We start from the raw sequence: 13,448 nt of genomic DNA, 5'->3' as shown, positions 1-13,448 counted from the left end.
CACCCCTTTTCATCTGGAGCCGGACCCCTACGATGACCGCCATGGAGTCGCTTCTCACCGACGAGCAGGTCGAGGCCTACCACCGCGACGGACTTCTCGTCCTCCGGGGCGTTCTCACGCCGGAGGAGGTCGAGCTCGCCCGCGAGGGGATCGAGGCGGTGCTGCGCGAGAGCGGCATGCTCACCCAGGTCGCGAGCGGAATCGACGACCCCGGCCGATTCGTCGAGGACTTCCGCCGATGGCAGCAGATTCCCCAGATCGAACGGCTCGCGCTGCACTCCGACGTGCCCCGCTATGCCACCGAGCTGCTCGCCCGCTGGACCCCGGAGGGGCAGCCGGTGCGGTTCTACCACGACCACGTCCTCGTCAAGGAGGGTGGGACCAAGCAGCGCACCCCCTGGCACCAGGACCAGCCGTACTACAACGTCGACGGGCACGGCACGAGCGCGTGGATCCCGGTCGACCCGGTTCCGGTCGCGGGCTGCCTGGAGCTCGTCGCCGGCAGCCACGACGGACCGTGGAAGATGCCGCGGACCTTCCTCGACGGCAAGGCCAAGTGGTTCCCGGAGGGCACCCTCGAGGAGCTGCCGGACATCGACGAGGCGCCCGACGCATACGACATCCGGGCGGCGGACCTGGAACCAGGTGACGCGATCTTCTTCGACTTCCTCACCATCCACGGCGCACCGGGCTTCCCGTTCCAGGGTCGTCGCCGGGTGCTGTCGCTGCGTTACCTCGCCGGCGACGCCACCCACGCCCCGAGGGACTGGATCACCTCACCGCCGTTCGACGAGCTCGTCGGCGTCATCCCGCGCGGAGCGCCGATGGACGACCCCCTCTTTCCTACGGTTTCCGGGCCCTGATGAAGGCGCTCGCGAACGACCCGTCGAGCGCGTCGACCGTCTCGGCGAGAGTCATCCCCTCGGGCAGGTGCGACGGGTCGAGCTGGCCGGCCATCCCCTCGAGGGCCTCCCGGTCGTAGCGGCGGGTGACCTCCACGGAGGCGTCCTCGAAGCCGATAGCACCCAGCCGGGCGACGTAGTCGTCGTCGCGCAGGGCGCCGGAGATGCACCCCGTCCACAGGGCGACGACCCCGCGCAGTGACTCGTCGATATCGCGGGTCAGGACGATGTCGGAGACCGCGAACCGGCCGCCGGGACGCAGCACGCGGAACGACTCGCGCAGCACCGCGTCCTTGTCGGGGCTGAGGTTGATGACGCAGTTGGAGATCACGACGTCGACCGACGCGTCGGGCAACGGCACGTCCTCGATGGAGCCGAGCATGAACCTGGCGTTCTCGACCCCGGCCTCTGCGCGGTGCTTCTCGGCCAGCTCGAGCATCTCGGCGGTCATGTCCAGTCCGTATGCGGTGCCCCCCGGAGCGATCCGCCGCGCCGAGAGCAGCACGTCCAGTCCCCCGCCGGAGCCGAGGTCGAGGACGTCCTCGCCCGGCCGCAGCTCGGCCAGCGCGGTCGGGTTGCCGCAGCCGAGGGAGGCGGCCAGGGCCGCGTCGAACGGCACGTCGGCGTCCTCGTAGAGGCCAGAGGTGATCGGATCGACGCCCTGGAGCTTGGACCCCTCACCGCAGCAGCCGCCGGCTCCACTCTCGCCCGAGCCGCAGCAGCTCGACGGCGACCCCGCGAGAGACAGTGAGGCCGCCTCGGCATAGCGCGATCGGACCGCCTCGCGGACCTCGTCGTCGGAGAAGTGGGTGGTCGTCATGGTCTCGCTCCTGTCTCGATGGTTATCGAATCAACACCTCTGACTGTGCTCCCTATTTCGATTTCTGTCAAGATAGGGATATGGCGACCGACGTGACGATCACCAGCGCCGGAGAGTGGGCGGACACGGTGGCCTGCTGCGGCCTGGCCACCTCGCCGGTCACCGAGCAGGACGCCGACCGGCTGGCGCCGATGTTCAAGGCCCTCGGCGACCCCGTCCGGCTCCGGCTCGCCTCGTTGATCGCGTCGGCCCCCGAGGTGTGCGTGTGCGAGCTCACCCCGGCGTTCGACCTCTCGTCCGCGACGATCTCGCACCACCTCAAGACTCTGCGTGACGCCGGACTCGTCGAGAGCGAGCGGCGCGGCACCTACGTCTACTACCGGGTCCGACCCCGGGCCCTCGCGGCCCTGGCCGCACTGGTCTCACCCGGCTGACGCATACCTCTGGCAGGCTTGCCGTCATGCCCGGGACCTGGTTGCGTGACGCCGTCATCTACGAGATCTACCCGCAGTCCTTCGCCGACAGCGACGGCGACGGGATCGGCGACCTGCGCGGTGTCATCGACCGGCTCGACCACATCGCCTCGCTCGGGGTCGACGCGATCTGGTTCAACCCGTGCTTCGAGTCGCCCTTCGTCGACGCCGGCTACGACGTCTCCGACTACCTGCGGATCGCGCCCCGCTACGGCACCAACGACGACATGGTCGAGCTCGTCGAGAAGGCACGCGAGCGCGGCATCCGGGTCATCCTCGACCTCGTCGTCGGGCACACGTCGATCGAGCACCCGTGGTTCCAGGCGGAGCTGGCGGCGGACGGGCCGAGTCCGGAGGGCGACCGCTACATCTGGCGCACCGACGAGCCGGAGAAGGGCTGGGACGTCGACCTGCCCGGCATCCCGGCGTGGGTGCCCTCTCCCGGGCCTCGCCCCGGCTGGTACCTCAAGAACTTCTACGACGAGCAGCCCGCTCTGAACTTCGGCTGGGTGCACACCGACCCGGCCCACCCGTGGCGGGACGCCATGGATGCCCCGGGGCCGCAGCGGAACAAGCAGGCGCTGCGCGACATCCTCGACTTCTGGTTCAGCAAAGGGGTGTCCGGCTTCCGCGTCGACATGGCGTTCTCCCTCGTCAAGGACGAAGGCCTGACCGAGGGAGAGAAGGCCTCGGCCCGCATCTGGCGGGAGATCCGCGACTGGATGGACCAGGCCCACCCCGACGCCGTGCTCATCCCCGAGGGGGCCGAGCCGCGCACCGGCGGCCCGTTCGCGTTCGACGCCGACTTCGCGCTCGTCATCATGGCCGCCCACGCGAGCCTGTTCGACGACCACTCGGCGGGCATCCTGCCGTGGCAGGAGCCCCGGCCGCCCTTCTTCGCGGCCGAGGGCGAGGGGTCGACGAAGACCTTCCTCGACCTGTGGGCGCTCTGGCGGGCCGAGGACCCGCAGCGACCGGTCATCCTCGCGACCGCCGACCACGACTTCAACCGGCTGCGCTGCGGCGGCCGCACCCCCGAGCAGCTCGGCGCCGCCCTGACCTTCATCTTCACGTGGGGCTCGATCCCGAGCCTCTACTACGGTGACGAGATCGGGATGCGCTACCTACCCGGCATGCCGGATGTCGAGGGCGCGATCTGCAACCCGGGGTACAACCGCGCCGGGTGTCGGACCCCGATGCAGTGGGACGACGGCCCGAACGCCGGCTTCTCGAGCGCCGACCCGGCGGATCTCTACCTGCCGATCGACCCCGACCCGGACCGGCCGACCGTCGCCGCGCAGGACGGTGTCGCCGGCTCGACGCTCGAGCTCGTCCGAGAGCTCATCGCGCTGCGCAAGCGCACGCCCGCCCTCCAGGGTCACGAGCCGACCAGGGTGCTCACCGAGGGCTATCCGTTCGCCTGGCTGAGGGGCGACGATCACCTCGTCGTCGTCAACCCACGCCGTGAGCCGGCCGTTCTTGTGACCGACGAAAGCGCCGCCATGCAGCCGATCTTCGGATCGGGCGCTCGCCTCACCGAAGTCGGCGTCGAGCTCGACGGGTTCGGCTACGGGATCTTCGCCCGCTGATTCGTCGCCACAGCCATGCCCGACTACATCGCCTTCCTGCGGGCCATCAACCTCGGCGCGACCCGCAAGTTCCCCAAGGCCGACATCGCCGCCGCGACCGAGGCGGCCGGCGGCCGCGACGTCGAGACCTACATCAACACCGGCAACGTCCGGCTGACGACGTCGCTGCGCTCACCCGCGAGGGTGCGGGATGCGCTCGAGCAGGCCTACCTCGCCGACCGCGGCTTCGAGGTGCCGACCCTGGTCTTCACCCCGCGGGAGGTGCGCGAGCTCACCGAGCGCGGTCTGGAGCTGCGGGACGGGAGCGGACCGGGTGCTCGCCACTACGTCACCCTCTTCCACGCCCCGCCGGACCCGGCAGCCATCGCGAATCTCCTGGCGATCGACGTCGAGGGCGAGCGGGTCGTCGTCGAGGGGCGCGCCGCATACACACTGATCGACGGCGACATCCACACCTCCCGCCTGCTGGCCGCCAAGGAGTACGCCGCCCTCGGCGAGGGCACCGCGCGTACCATCACCGTGCTGCGGACGATCACCGAGAAGTGGTGCTGAGGGTCCGAGCTCAGTCGACGATGGGCCAGGTGATGAGGGTGCGGTTGTCCGCGGGATCGCCGTCGGGGGTCGGTTCGGTCAGGTACGTCTCCCACATCAGCGGGGCGCGCTCGAGCCCGCGGTGCTCCATCCACGTCATCAGCCGGCCGTAGGACTCCTCGAGGGTGTCGTACGACCCCGCGTGCACGAGCTGCACGGCACGCCCGCCGGGCAGCGTCATCGCCGTCACCCCGTCGGACGGTCCGATCGGCCCAGCCGTGGGGAAGCCGCCGGAGACGTCGACGGACTGGCCGGGCATTCCGTGGTAGGCGGCGAAGGGCGGCCCGGTGACGGCGACCTGCTGAGCCGCTGCGACCTCCATGACGAGGCGGAACGTCCGGTCGAAGTACGCCGTCAGCTCACCCATCGGCACGGTCTCGCGGATGACGGCCGCCGTGACGGGTTCGAGGGTGACCACGTGGGGGTCGGTGTCGGTCATCGCGCGCTCCCGTCGTTCCTAGACCGGCCGGCAGTCGTGCCCGCAACTGCTGTCGTGGGTATGCGCGGGTTGGCTGCCGTCGGCGGCCTCCGCGTGGTCGGCGGGCCGGTGGAGGACGGCCGTGGCCGGGCTCAGCCGGAAGCCGTGGTCGGTCGCCGACGCGGTGCCGTCGACGATGAGCGAGTAACCGCGCGGCTCGGTCGGGGGGAAGAGCAGGGTGGCGGTCGGGTTGTCGGCGAGGTTGCGGGCGCTGCCACCGCTGCCGACGGGGATGTCGACCTGCCCGTCGACGACCCGCGCCGAGACGGTCACCGCCTTGACCGCGCCCCGTGATGTGGTCAGCAGGTATCCGAAGGGGTAGTCGGCGAGCGTCTCGCCCAGCCGCTGGAGGTCCACGACGATGCTCATGACCTCACTGTCCCACGTGCCGCCGACGTGCGGGGACGGTTCCGACTCGGCCTTCCCCATTGACAGGTGACCAAAAGGTCACCTATGTTCGAGAGGTGGACGACGACCTCGTGTTCAAGGCGCTGGCCGACCCGACGCGGCGGTTGCTCCTCGACGCCCTGTTCGTCCGCGGCGGCCGCACCCTGAGCGAGCTGGAAGCGGTCGTCACCGAGTACACCGAGATGACGAGGTTCGGGGTGTCCAAGCACCTGCGCCTGCTCGAGCAGGCCGGGCTCGTCGTCACCCGCAAGCAGGGCCGGGAGAAGCTGCACCACCTCAACCCCGTGCCCATCAGGTCGATCCACGACCGGTGGATCGACAAGTTCACCGAGCACCACACCGTGGCGCTCACCGATCTCAAGCGACAGCTGGAGGACACACCATGAGCAGCACCACGCCACAGGACATCCAGGTCTTCAGGATCTACATCGAGGCACCCATCGAGCGGGTCTGGGAGGCGATCACCAGCTCGGACTTCACGACGAAGTACGGCTATGGCGGCCCGGTCGAGGTCGATCTCACGCCGGGCGGCGACTACCGCAACCTCACGACCCCGCAGATGCGTGAGATGGGTCTCGGCGACGTCGCCATCAGCGGCCGCGTCCTCGAGGTCGACCCGCCGAAGCGGCTCATCCAGACCTGGCGCCCGGCCTGGCACGACGAGGACACGACTCTCACGTGGGAGCTGACGGAGTATGCCGGGCCGCTCACCGGCGTCACCCTCACCCACGACTGCACGGGTGCGCCGAACACCGCCGCCGAGGTCATCGGCAGCGGCGGCGCGGACCAGGGCGGCGGCGGGTGGCCATGGGTTCTCGCGAGCATGAAGACCCTTCTGGAGACGGGTCATGCGATGGTCGGCGCCGGAGGATGACCCGCACCGCCTGAGACCATGGACGAATGGCCTGGTACGACGATGACGAGTGGTCCCGCCCTCGTCGGCGGAAGGGAAGCGCGCTGCCCACGCTCGTGGCGCTCGTCGTGACGGCCGCGGTCGGCTTCCTCCTCGTCGCCGACCCCGGGTCGGGCTCGCAGTCGCTCGTCGATCGCCTGGTCCGGGCTGCCGGCTCCCTGTCCGGAGGGTCGCCGGGGCTGACCTACGACGACGGCCTCGACGGCGCCGAGGGATCCGGCGGACCGGGCTACACCTTCGCCCGGGTCCAGAGCGACGGGGAGTCTCCGGTGACCTGGCGCTGCGACGAGAGCATCCCGATCGTCGTCAACCCGGAGGGCGCCCCGGCCGACTACGACGAGCTGATCGACGCCGCCGTCACCCGGGTCAACGCCGCGAGCGGCTTCCGCTTCGAGGTCGTCGGCGAGACCACGGAGCGCGACTTCCTCGACCGCTCACAGGGCCCGGTCCTCCTCGGGTTCGCCGACGAGGGCGAGGTGGCCGAGCTCGCCGGCGACGTGGCCGGAATCGGCGGGTCGGTGTATGCGCTGCCCGCCGGCCCCGGCCGGGTCACCGCGGTCGGGGGTGTGGTCGCGCTCGACACCGACGTCGTGAACGACGACGTGCCGTTCGAGTACGCCGAGGCGGTCCTCGTCCACGAGCTGATCCACGTGCTCGGACTCGGGCACACCGACGCCCCCGGCGAGCTCATGCGTGCCACCGGGAACGGCCGGACCGAGCTCGGGCCGGGTGACCGTGCCGGCCTAGCACACCTGCGCGACGCGGCGTGCTCATAGCCCGGGTTCGGTCGGTCAGACGGGGGAGCCCACCGTCAGCCCGGCGAGGATCTCGAGAGCCCGCCGGCGGCCCTCGAGGTCGGGACTGGCGTTGGTCACCATGAGCTCGTCGGCCTGGGCCCGGAGCGCGAAACTCTCGAGGTAGGCCGCGACGGCCGCCGCGTCCCCGACGGCCGTGTACGTGAGCATGTGCCTCGCCTGGTCCCCGACCGGTGAGTCCATGAGCACGCTCAGCTCGTCGTCGTCGATGGGGCGCTCCCCGGTAACGCGGGTCGCCAGGGCCCGGACCCTGGAGCGCAGGACCGAGTCGTATGCGATGCGCGCCTCCTCCGTGCCGTCCGCCGCGACGACGTTGACCGCCGCGATGACGTGCGGCCGGTCGAGCTGCGCCGAGGGCTGGAAACGCTCGTGGTACACGGCGACCGCGTGCTCGAGAGCGTCCGGGGCGAAGTGGCTGGCGAAGGCGTAGGGCAGACCGAACGCTGCAGCGAGCTGGGCGCCGAACAGCGAGGAGCCGAGGATGTAGAGCGGGACCTTGGTGCCCTTGCCCGGGTAGGCGTTGATGCCCTTGATCATCGTCTCGTCGCCGAGATACCCCTGGAGCTCGCGGATGTCGTCCGGGAAGCGGTCCGAGGCCCGGGCGTCCCGGCGCAGCGCGAGCAGGGTGCGTGGGTCGGTGCCGGGTGCCCGGCCCAGCCCGAGGTCGATCCGGTCCGGGTGCAGCTCGGCGAGCGTCCCGAACTGCTCGGCGATCACGAGCGGGGAGTGGTTCGGCAGCATGATGCCGCCCGAGCCCACCCGGATCCGCTCGGTGTGCGTGGCGATGTGGGCGATGAGCACCGACGTGGCGGCCGAGGCGATGCCCGGCATGTTGTGGTGCTCGGCGAACCAGAGCCGGGTGAAGCCGAGCCGATCGGCGTCCTGCGCCAGCGTCACGCTCTCGGCGAGCGCCTCGGCGACGGGTCGGCCGCGACGCACCACGGCGAGGTCGAGGATGGAGAGGGGGACCATCCCTCTTTTCTACTCCTCGGCCTCCGCAGCGGCTAAACGCGGGGGGTTCGAGCCGCCATCACCCGGACCGACTCGGGGACCGGGATGCCCGGGCGCAGGTCCGGGGAGGGGGTGGGCGACGCATACCTCCGCTGGATCGCGAGATTGCCCGCCCAGGCGGGGCCCGCGACGTCCTCCGGCTCATCCGTCGGGGGGCCTGCCGAGACCCGGAGCGACCAGTCGGTCAAGGGCAGTTCGAGCACGAGGGTCGCGGCGAGCTCCCGCCGGGTCGAGCCGCGCACCTCGGCCACCCGACCCGGGACCAGCCGTTCGGTGATCACCGCCAGCGCCTCCACCTGACCCTCCGCGGAGACCGGCCGGCACGACCCGAAGAAGACCGCGCTGCGGTATGACAGGGAGGACTCGAACGCCGTCCGCGCCACGACGACGCCGTCGATCGCCGTCACCGTGACACTGACCGGCGCCCCCGTCGCCAGCCTGCGCATCCACCGGGATCCGGAGGAGCCGTGCAGGAGGAGACGGTCGCTGTCGAGCACGACGGCGGTCGGGATGACGACGGGGTGCCCGTCCTCGTCGACGAGGCCGACATGACCGACGACGACCTCGGCGAGCAGGCGCTCGAGCTCGGCCCGGTCACCGGACATCTTCTCGGGCAGCCGGGTGGCGGTCGTGCGGGGCATAGGACACATCATGCGCGACGATGGTGGCCATGCCCGTCGACGTCACCACCGAGATCGTCATCGCCCGTCCCATCGCGGACGTGTGGGCCTACGCCTCCGACCCCACCACGGCCCCGCAGTGGTACGCGAACATCGACCGGGTGGAGCTGGTCACTCCCGGTCGGCTGGAGGTGGGCAGCCGGATGCTGTTCTCCGCCCGCTTCCTCGGTCGGACGCTGACCTACACCTACGAGGTCCACGAGCTCGAACCCGGCAGGCGGCTGACGATGAGCACGAGCGAGGGTCCGTTCCCGATGACGACGACCTACTCCTTCGACGCGGTCGACGCGGCGAGGACGCGGATGACCCTGCGCAACCACGGCGAGCCGAGCGGCTTCGGAGCGATCGCCGCACCCGCCATGTCGATGGCCATGCGCCGCGCGAACCGGGCCGACCTCGCCCGGATCCGCGCCATCCTCGAAGGCGCGTCATCCTGAGCGCTTCCCGTGCGGCCGTGCGGTCGGCGGGCGTCCTGGCGGCGCTCGCTGCGACCAACATCGCCGCCCAGCGCACGCGGCACCCGGCCGGGCTCGTCGTCCCGGCCGGCGTCGCCGCCCTCGTCGTCATGGCACGTGCCGGGGGGCTCGGCTGGGAGGAGATGGGCCTGGGTCGTGAGGCCCTGCGCGTCGACCTGCCCGCCGCGGCCACCGCGGCGACGGTCACGGCCGCCGGGGTCGGCGCGGTCGCGATGCACCCGTGGACACCGGACGTCGGGGACCTCGCCCGTTATGCGACGCCCGCCCTCGCCCGTCGGGCGGCCCTCGGGACCATCCCGCTGTCGGTCGCTGTTCCGGAGGAGATCGCGTTCCGCGGGGTCCTCGACGCCTCGCTGCGCCGGCACCTGTCCCCCGGAGCGGCCGACCTCGCCGGTGCGCTCGCCTTCGGCGCCTGGCACGTCCTCGGCGCCACTCCGGTCGGCCCCGGCGGCCGCGGTCGTCTCCTCGGCGCTGCCGTGACGGTCGCCGCCACCACGGTCGCCGGACTCGGCTTCACGGCCCTGCGCCGGCGGAGCGGATCGGTCCTGCCCGGCATCGCCGGCCACTGGGCCCTCAACGGCACGGCGGCCGTGGCGGCCGCGAGGACGACGTCGTAGCGCCGACGACTGTCGGTCCGCCATAGTGTGCTGCATGACGGAGTCTTTCGAGTGATGACCGAGGCTTTCGAGTGACCGAGGGAGTCACGGACCAGGGCGTGGCCCACCCGAGCAAGGGACTGAAGTCCGGGGCGGTCGGGTTCTGGGACGGCGTGTCCATCGGCGTCGACTAGATGGCGCCTGCCCACACGATCGCGGCGGTCCTCGGCTCGATCGCGGTCATCGCCGGCACGAAGGCGCCGGCGGTGCTGATCATCAGCTTCATCCCGATGCTCTTCATCGCGGGCGCCTTCCACTACATGAACCGCGCCGACCCGGACTGCGGGACGACCTTCTCGTGGGGGACTCGCGCGATGGTGCGGACCCGGCGGCGTCGTACACCGAGACGGCGATCCTCGGTATGGGCGCCCCCCTGGCGATGGCCATCCTCATCTTCGTCGCCGGACTGGTGCTGGTGACCGTGTCCCGGATGACCTTCGCCCGGGAGTACTTCGCGAAGAAGGGCGGGGAGCAGGTCAGTGACGAGGTCGCCCGGGCGGCTCTCGGACCCACCGTTCCGGGGGCGTGAGCGGGGTCGCATCCTCAGGGACCTGCGGGGAGAGGCCGCGCCGCATACAGTTGAACAGGTGACAGTCACCCCACCGACCCAGGTCGACGCGCTCCTCGGCGATGTCCTGCCGGCTCTCGGCCTCGATGACCGGTATGCGAGCGCCCACCTGCTCGTCCAGCCGGGCAACGGACTCCCGTCGCCGCTCGCCGTCAACGCCCTGGCGTGCGGCTCGGTCGCCGCGGCCGCCCTGAGCGGGCTCGCCCTGCACGGCGGCTCCCATGTCGTCGTCGACCCCCGCCAGGTCTCGGTGTCGTTCCGGGGCGACCAGCTGCAGAGCCTCGACGGGCGACCGTTCGCGGCCTTCGCGCCGCTCTCCGGATTCTTCGAGGCCTCCGACGGGTGGGTGCGCACACACGCGAACTACCCGCATCACCGCGAGCGCATGCTCACCGCCCTCGGGCTCGGCGACGACGCCGACCGGGACGCAGCCGCCGCCGTGATCGCGGGAATGAGCGCCCAGGAGGTCGAGGACGCGATCTTCGCCGCAGACGGCGTGGCCGCCCGGGTCCGCAGCGCGCAGGAGTGGCGGGAGAGCCCGCAGGGTCAGGCCGTGCAGGAGATGCCGCTCCTCGCCCGTGACCTCGTGGGCGAGCACGAACCGGTCGAGGCGCCGTACCGCCCCAAGGTCCTCGACCTCACCCGGGTCATCGCCGGGCCGATCGCGACCCAGACCCTCGGCTATGTCGGCGCCGACGTGCTGAGGGTCGACAGTCCGCACCTCCTCGAGCCCGCCGACCAGTACGCCCTCGTCGGGGCCGAGAAGCGCTCCACTCTCCTCGACCTCGACGACCGCGCCGACCGGGCGACCTTCGAGGAGCTGCTCGCCCAGGCCGACGTCGTCGTCACCGGCTACCGCCCCGGCGCCCTCGACGCGTACGGCCTGTCTTCCGAGGCGCTCGCCGAGAACCACCCGCACGTCGTGCACGCCACGCTGAACGCCTGGGGCACCGGACCCTGGGGCGACCGACGCGGGTTCGACTCGATCGTGCAGGCCGCGACGGGCGTCGCGATGGCGGAGTCCCCCGACGGCGTCCAGCCGGGCGTCCTGCCGGCCCAGGTGCTCGACCACTCCACCGGCTACCTCCTCGCGGCCGGTGTCTTCGCGGCGCTGCGGGCGCGGTCGATGAGCGGCGGGATCTGGCGGGTCTCGGCCAACCTCGCGCGCACCGCACACTGGTTGCTCGACGCCGAGCCCGACCTGGAGCAGGGTCACTACGTCCCGGCTCCGGAGACGTACCAGACGGTCGTCCGCGGTGACGCCGGGCTGATCCTCGCGAGCCGCCCGCCGTTCACGATCGACGACCGCGACGCGTTCGCGCACATGGGCGGACTGTGGGGCGCGGACGAGCCGCGCTGGGAGGACGACATCCGGTGAGTCCGGCGGCCCGGCACAGCGCCGGCCTGCTGCCGTACGCGCTGACCGACGGCGGCGGATCGCGGGACATCGAGGTGTTCCTCGGGCACATGGGCGGTCCGTTCTGGGCGCGCAAGGACGACGGCGCGTGGTCGGTCGTCAAGGGTGAGTACGACCCCGCGTCGGAGGAGCCTCTCGCCGCCGCGCACCGCGAGTTCGAGGAGGAGACCGGCGTGGATCTCCCGGTGCCGGAGGCGATCCCGCTGGGCGAGACGCGCTCGTCCGGCAAGCGGATCCTCGCCTGGGCGGTGGCCGCCGACCGGTCGCTCGCCTACGTCACGAGCTCGACGTTCACGCTCGAGTGGCCACCGCGCTCGGGGCGAGTGGCGGAGTTCCCCGAGGTGGACCGGGCAGAGTGGCTCTCGCTCGACCGCGCGCGCCGGGCGATCGTGAAGTCACAGGTCGCCTTCCTCGACCGGCTCGAGGAACTCCTGACGTGAGCGCGCCTCCGCTTGTCACCGACGACCAGCGCCGGGCCCGGATCGCGGTCCGCCACCGGCTGGTGCGGCCGCACCGGGCCGCCTCGGTCGAGGACGTGACCGAGGCGATGGTCGCCCTGCACGCCACGGAGCCGGCGACCGTCTACCTGTCGGCGGCGGTGCGGGGCGAGTGCTCGGTCGAGGACGTCGACCGGGCGCTCTACACCGACCGCAGCGTCGTCAAGCAGCTCGCGATGCGGCGAACCCTCTTCGGCTTCACTCGCGACCTGCTGCCCGCCGCGCTCGGCAGCGCGAGCGCGCGGGTGGCCGAGCAGCAGCGTCGGCTCATCGCCAAGGAGGCCGAGCGGGCCGGCATCGCCGCCGACGGTCCGCGCTGGCTCGCGGCCGCGTGCTCCGCGGTGCTCGACCGCTTGGCGGACGGTGCAGCGCTGTCGGCGACCGAGCTGCGCGAACAGCTCCCCGAGCTGGCGGGGCAGCTGAGCTTCGGCAACGGCACGACCTATGGCGGCACGATCAACATCGCACCGCGGGTCCTGACGGTCCTAGGCGCCGAGGGCCGGATCATGCGCGCCGACAACGCGGGCCACTGGCGGACCTCGCGCCCGCGCTGGATCGCGACGGAGGCCTGGTTCGGCGGCTCACCCGAGCCGCTCTCCGAGCCCGAAGGGTATGCGGTGCTCGTCGCCCGTTGGTTGCGCACCTTCGGTCCGGGGACGGAGAACGACCTCGTGTGGTGGCTCGGCTCGACCCGGTCGGCCGTGCGGCGGGCGCTGGCGGACTCCGGCGCGGGGGCGGTGCGGCTGGAGGACGGCCGGCCCGCGTGGGTGGCATCGGAGGACGTCGGCGACGTGCCGGATCCCGGCCCCTGGGCCGCCCTGCTCCCGGTCCTCGACCCGACGGCGATGGGATGGAAGGAGCGGGACTTCTACCTCGACCCCGCCGACGTGCCCTACCTGGTCGACACCAACGGCAACATCGGGACGACCGCGTGGTGGTGCGGTCGCGTCGTCGGCGGGTGGGTCCAGGACGAGGACGGGGCGGTGCGCGTGATTCTCCGGTCCGATCCCGGCCCGGACGCCGTGGCCGCGTTGGAGGCCGAGGCTGCCCGACTGACGCGGTGGTTCGACGGCGTCGTCGTCTCGTCGGTCTACAAGTCGCACCTGATGAAGGGCGAGCCGATGCCCTGACCGGGGCGACATGAGCGGTGTCAC

18 protein-coding genes are annotated in these 13,448 nt (G+C 71.7%); 13 read left to right on the top strand and 5 right to left on the bottom strand.

The features are described 5' to 3' along the window. Positions 1-41: 41 nt before the first annotated feature. Positions 42-863 carry a phytanoyl-CoA dioxygenase family protein gene (locus GA707_RS05255; protein ID WP_152177359.1) on the top strand — a complete coding sequence of 274 codons (822 nt, stop codon included), beginning with the start codon at positions 42-44 and terminating at the stop codon, positions 861-863. Here GA707_RS05255 and arsM read toward each other — a convergent pair. Continuing rightward, on the bottom strand, positions 844-1,722 hold the full coding sequence (gene arsM, locus GA707_RS05250) for an arsenite methyltransferase (protein ID WP_152177358.1): 879 nt from the start codon (positions 1,720-1,722) through the stop codon (positions 844-846). The two genes, GA707_RS05255 and arsM, sit on opposite strands and share 20 nt — an antisense overlap. An 80-nt stretch (positions 1,723-1,802) precedes the next feature. On the opposite strand from arsM, the gene GA707_RS05245 reads away from it, so the two are divergent. Genes GA707_RS05245 through GA707_RS05235 form a run of 3 tightly spaced genes read left to right on the top strand, consistent with a single transcriptional unit; the run spans position 1,803 to position 4,336 of the window. Further along, the gene (locus GA707_RS05245) at positions 1,803-2,156 is read left to right on the top strand and encodes a helix-turn-helix transcriptional regulator (RefSeq protein ID WP_152177357.1); all 354 of its coding nucleotides are present in this window, start codon (positions 1,803-1,805) and stop codon (positions 2,154-2,156) included. Positions 2,157-2,182: 26 nt separating this feature from the next. After that, a complete protein-coding gene (locus GA707_RS05240) occupies positions 2,183-3,784 on the top strand; it encodes an alpha-amylase family glycosyl hydrolase (protein ID WP_152177356.1) in 1,602 nt (533 codons plus the stop codon). A 15-nt stretch (positions 3,785-3,799) separates the two neighbouring features. Beyond that, positions 3,800-4,336, top strand: a complete 537-nt coding sequence (locus GA707_RS05235) for a DUF1697 domain-containing protein (protein ID WP_152177355.1) — start codon at positions 3,800-3,802, stop codon at positions 4,334-4,336. Positions 4,337-4,346: 10 nt separating this feature from the next. Here the strand turns inward: GA707_RS05235 and GA707_RS05230 are convergent, their stop codons facing one another. Both GA707_RS05230 and GA707_RS05225 read right to left on the bottom strand, forming a co-directional pair. After that, on the bottom strand, positions 4,347-4,814 hold the full coding sequence (locus GA707_RS05230) for a GyrI-like domain-containing protein (RefSeq protein ID WP_152177354.1): 468 nt from the start codon (positions 4,812-4,814) through the stop codon (positions 4,347-4,349). An 18-nt stretch (positions 4,815-4,832) separates the two neighbouring features. Then, entirely contained in the window at positions 4,833-5,222 is a 390-nt protein-coding gene (locus GA707_RS05225) for a pyridoxamine 5'-phosphate oxidase family protein (protein ID WP_193315179.1), read from the bottom strand. A gap of 95 nt (positions 5,223-5,317) precedes the next feature. On the opposite strand from GA707_RS05225, the gene GA707_RS05220 reads away from it, so the two are divergent. The 3 genes from GA707_RS05220 to GA707_RS05210 are packed head-to-tail and all read left to right on the top strand — an operon-like array spanning position 5,318 to position 6,950. Continuing rightward, entirely contained in the window at positions 5,318-5,647 is a 330-nt protein-coding gene (locus GA707_RS05220; RefSeq protein ID WP_152177353.1) for a helix-turn-helix transcriptional regulator, read from the top strand. Next, positions 5,644-6,135: an SRPBCC domain-containing protein gene (locus GA707_RS05215; protein ID WP_152177352.1), complete on the top strand. Its 492-nt coding sequence runs from the start codon at positions 5,644-5,646 to the stop codon at positions 6,133-6,135. The genes GA707_RS05220 and GA707_RS05215 overlap by 4 nt, the downstream gene beginning before the upstream one ends. Positions 6,136-6,161: 26 nt before the next feature. Next, positions 6,162-6,950 (top strand): matrixin family metalloprotease, encoded by a 789-nt coding sequence (locus GA707_RS05210; RefSeq protein ID WP_152177351.1) that lies wholly within the window; start codon positions 6,162-6,164, stop codon positions 6,948-6,950. Between the two features lie 15 nt (positions 6,951-6,965). Here GA707_RS05210 and GA707_RS05205 read toward each other — a convergent pair whose 3' ends face one another. Together GA707_RS05205 and GA707_RS05200 are read right to left on the bottom strand one after the other, a co-directional pair. Further along, positions 6,966-7,961, bottom strand: a complete 996-nt coding sequence (locus GA707_RS05205) for an LLM class flavin-dependent oxidoreductase (protein ID WP_152177350.1) — start codon at positions 7,959-7,961, stop codon at positions 6,966-6,968. Positions 7,962-7,993: 32 nt separating this feature from the next. Then, positions 7,994-8,641 (bottom strand): pyridoxamine 5'-phosphate oxidase family protein, encoded by a 648-nt coding sequence (locus GA707_RS05200; RefSeq protein WP_152177349.1) that lies wholly within the window; start codon positions 8,639-8,641, stop codon positions 7,994-7,996. Between the two features lie 29 nt (positions 8,642-8,670). Between GA707_RS05200 and GA707_RS05195 the strand changes: the two genes are divergently transcribed. The 6 genes from GA707_RS05195 to GA707_RS05170 all read left to right on the top strand — a co-directional run bounded on the left by GA707_RS05195 (position 8,671) and on the right by GA707_RS05170 (position 13,424). Then, positions 8,671-9,117 carry an SRPBCC family protein gene (locus GA707_RS05195; protein WP_152177348.1) on the top strand — a complete coding sequence of 149 codons (447 nt, stop codon included), beginning with the start codon at positions 8,671-8,673 and terminating at the stop codon, positions 9,115-9,117. Between the two features lie 17 nt (positions 9,118-9,134). Continuing rightward, positions 9,135-9,773, top strand: a complete 639-nt coding sequence (locus GA707_RS05190; RefSeq protein ID WP_152177347.1) for a CPBP family intramembrane glutamic endopeptidase — start codon at positions 9,135-9,137, stop codon at positions 9,771-9,773. Between the two features lie 337 nt (positions 9,774-10,110). Further along, a complete protein-coding gene (locus GA707_RS05185) occupies positions 10,111-10,341 on the top strand; it encodes a hypothetical protein (protein ID WP_152177346.1) in 231 nt (76 codons plus the stop codon). Positions 10,342-10,399: 58 nt separating this feature from the next. Next, complete coding sequence (locus GA707_RS05180) at positions 10,400-11,758, top strand: CoA transferase (RefSeq protein WP_152177345.1); 1,359 nt, start codon at positions 10,400-10,402, stop codon at positions 11,756-11,758. Next, on the top strand, positions 11,755-12,237 hold the full coding sequence (locus GA707_RS05175; protein ID WP_226963546.1) for an NUDIX domain-containing protein: 483 nt from the start codon (positions 11,755-11,757) through the stop codon (positions 12,235-12,237). Before GA707_RS05180 ends, GA707_RS05175 begins: the two co-directional genes overlap by 4 nt. Further along, a complete protein-coding gene (locus tag GA707_RS05170; protein WP_152177344.1) occupies positions 12,234-13,424 on the top strand; it encodes a winged helix DNA-binding domain-containing protein in 1,191 nt (396 codons plus the stop codon). Before GA707_RS05175 ends, GA707_RS05170 begins: the two co-directional genes overlap by 4 nt. Positions 13,425-13,448: the final 24 nt, after the last annotated feature.

Origin of the sequence: Nostocoides sp. F2B08 (genome assembly GCF_009184895.1) — a bacterium.
Classification (GTDB): Bacteria; Actinomycetota; Actinomycetes; order Actinomycetales; family Dermatophilaceae; genus F2B08.
Note: the sequence above shows the minus strand (reverse complement) of the source record. Positions and strands in the feature narration are given on the sequence as shown.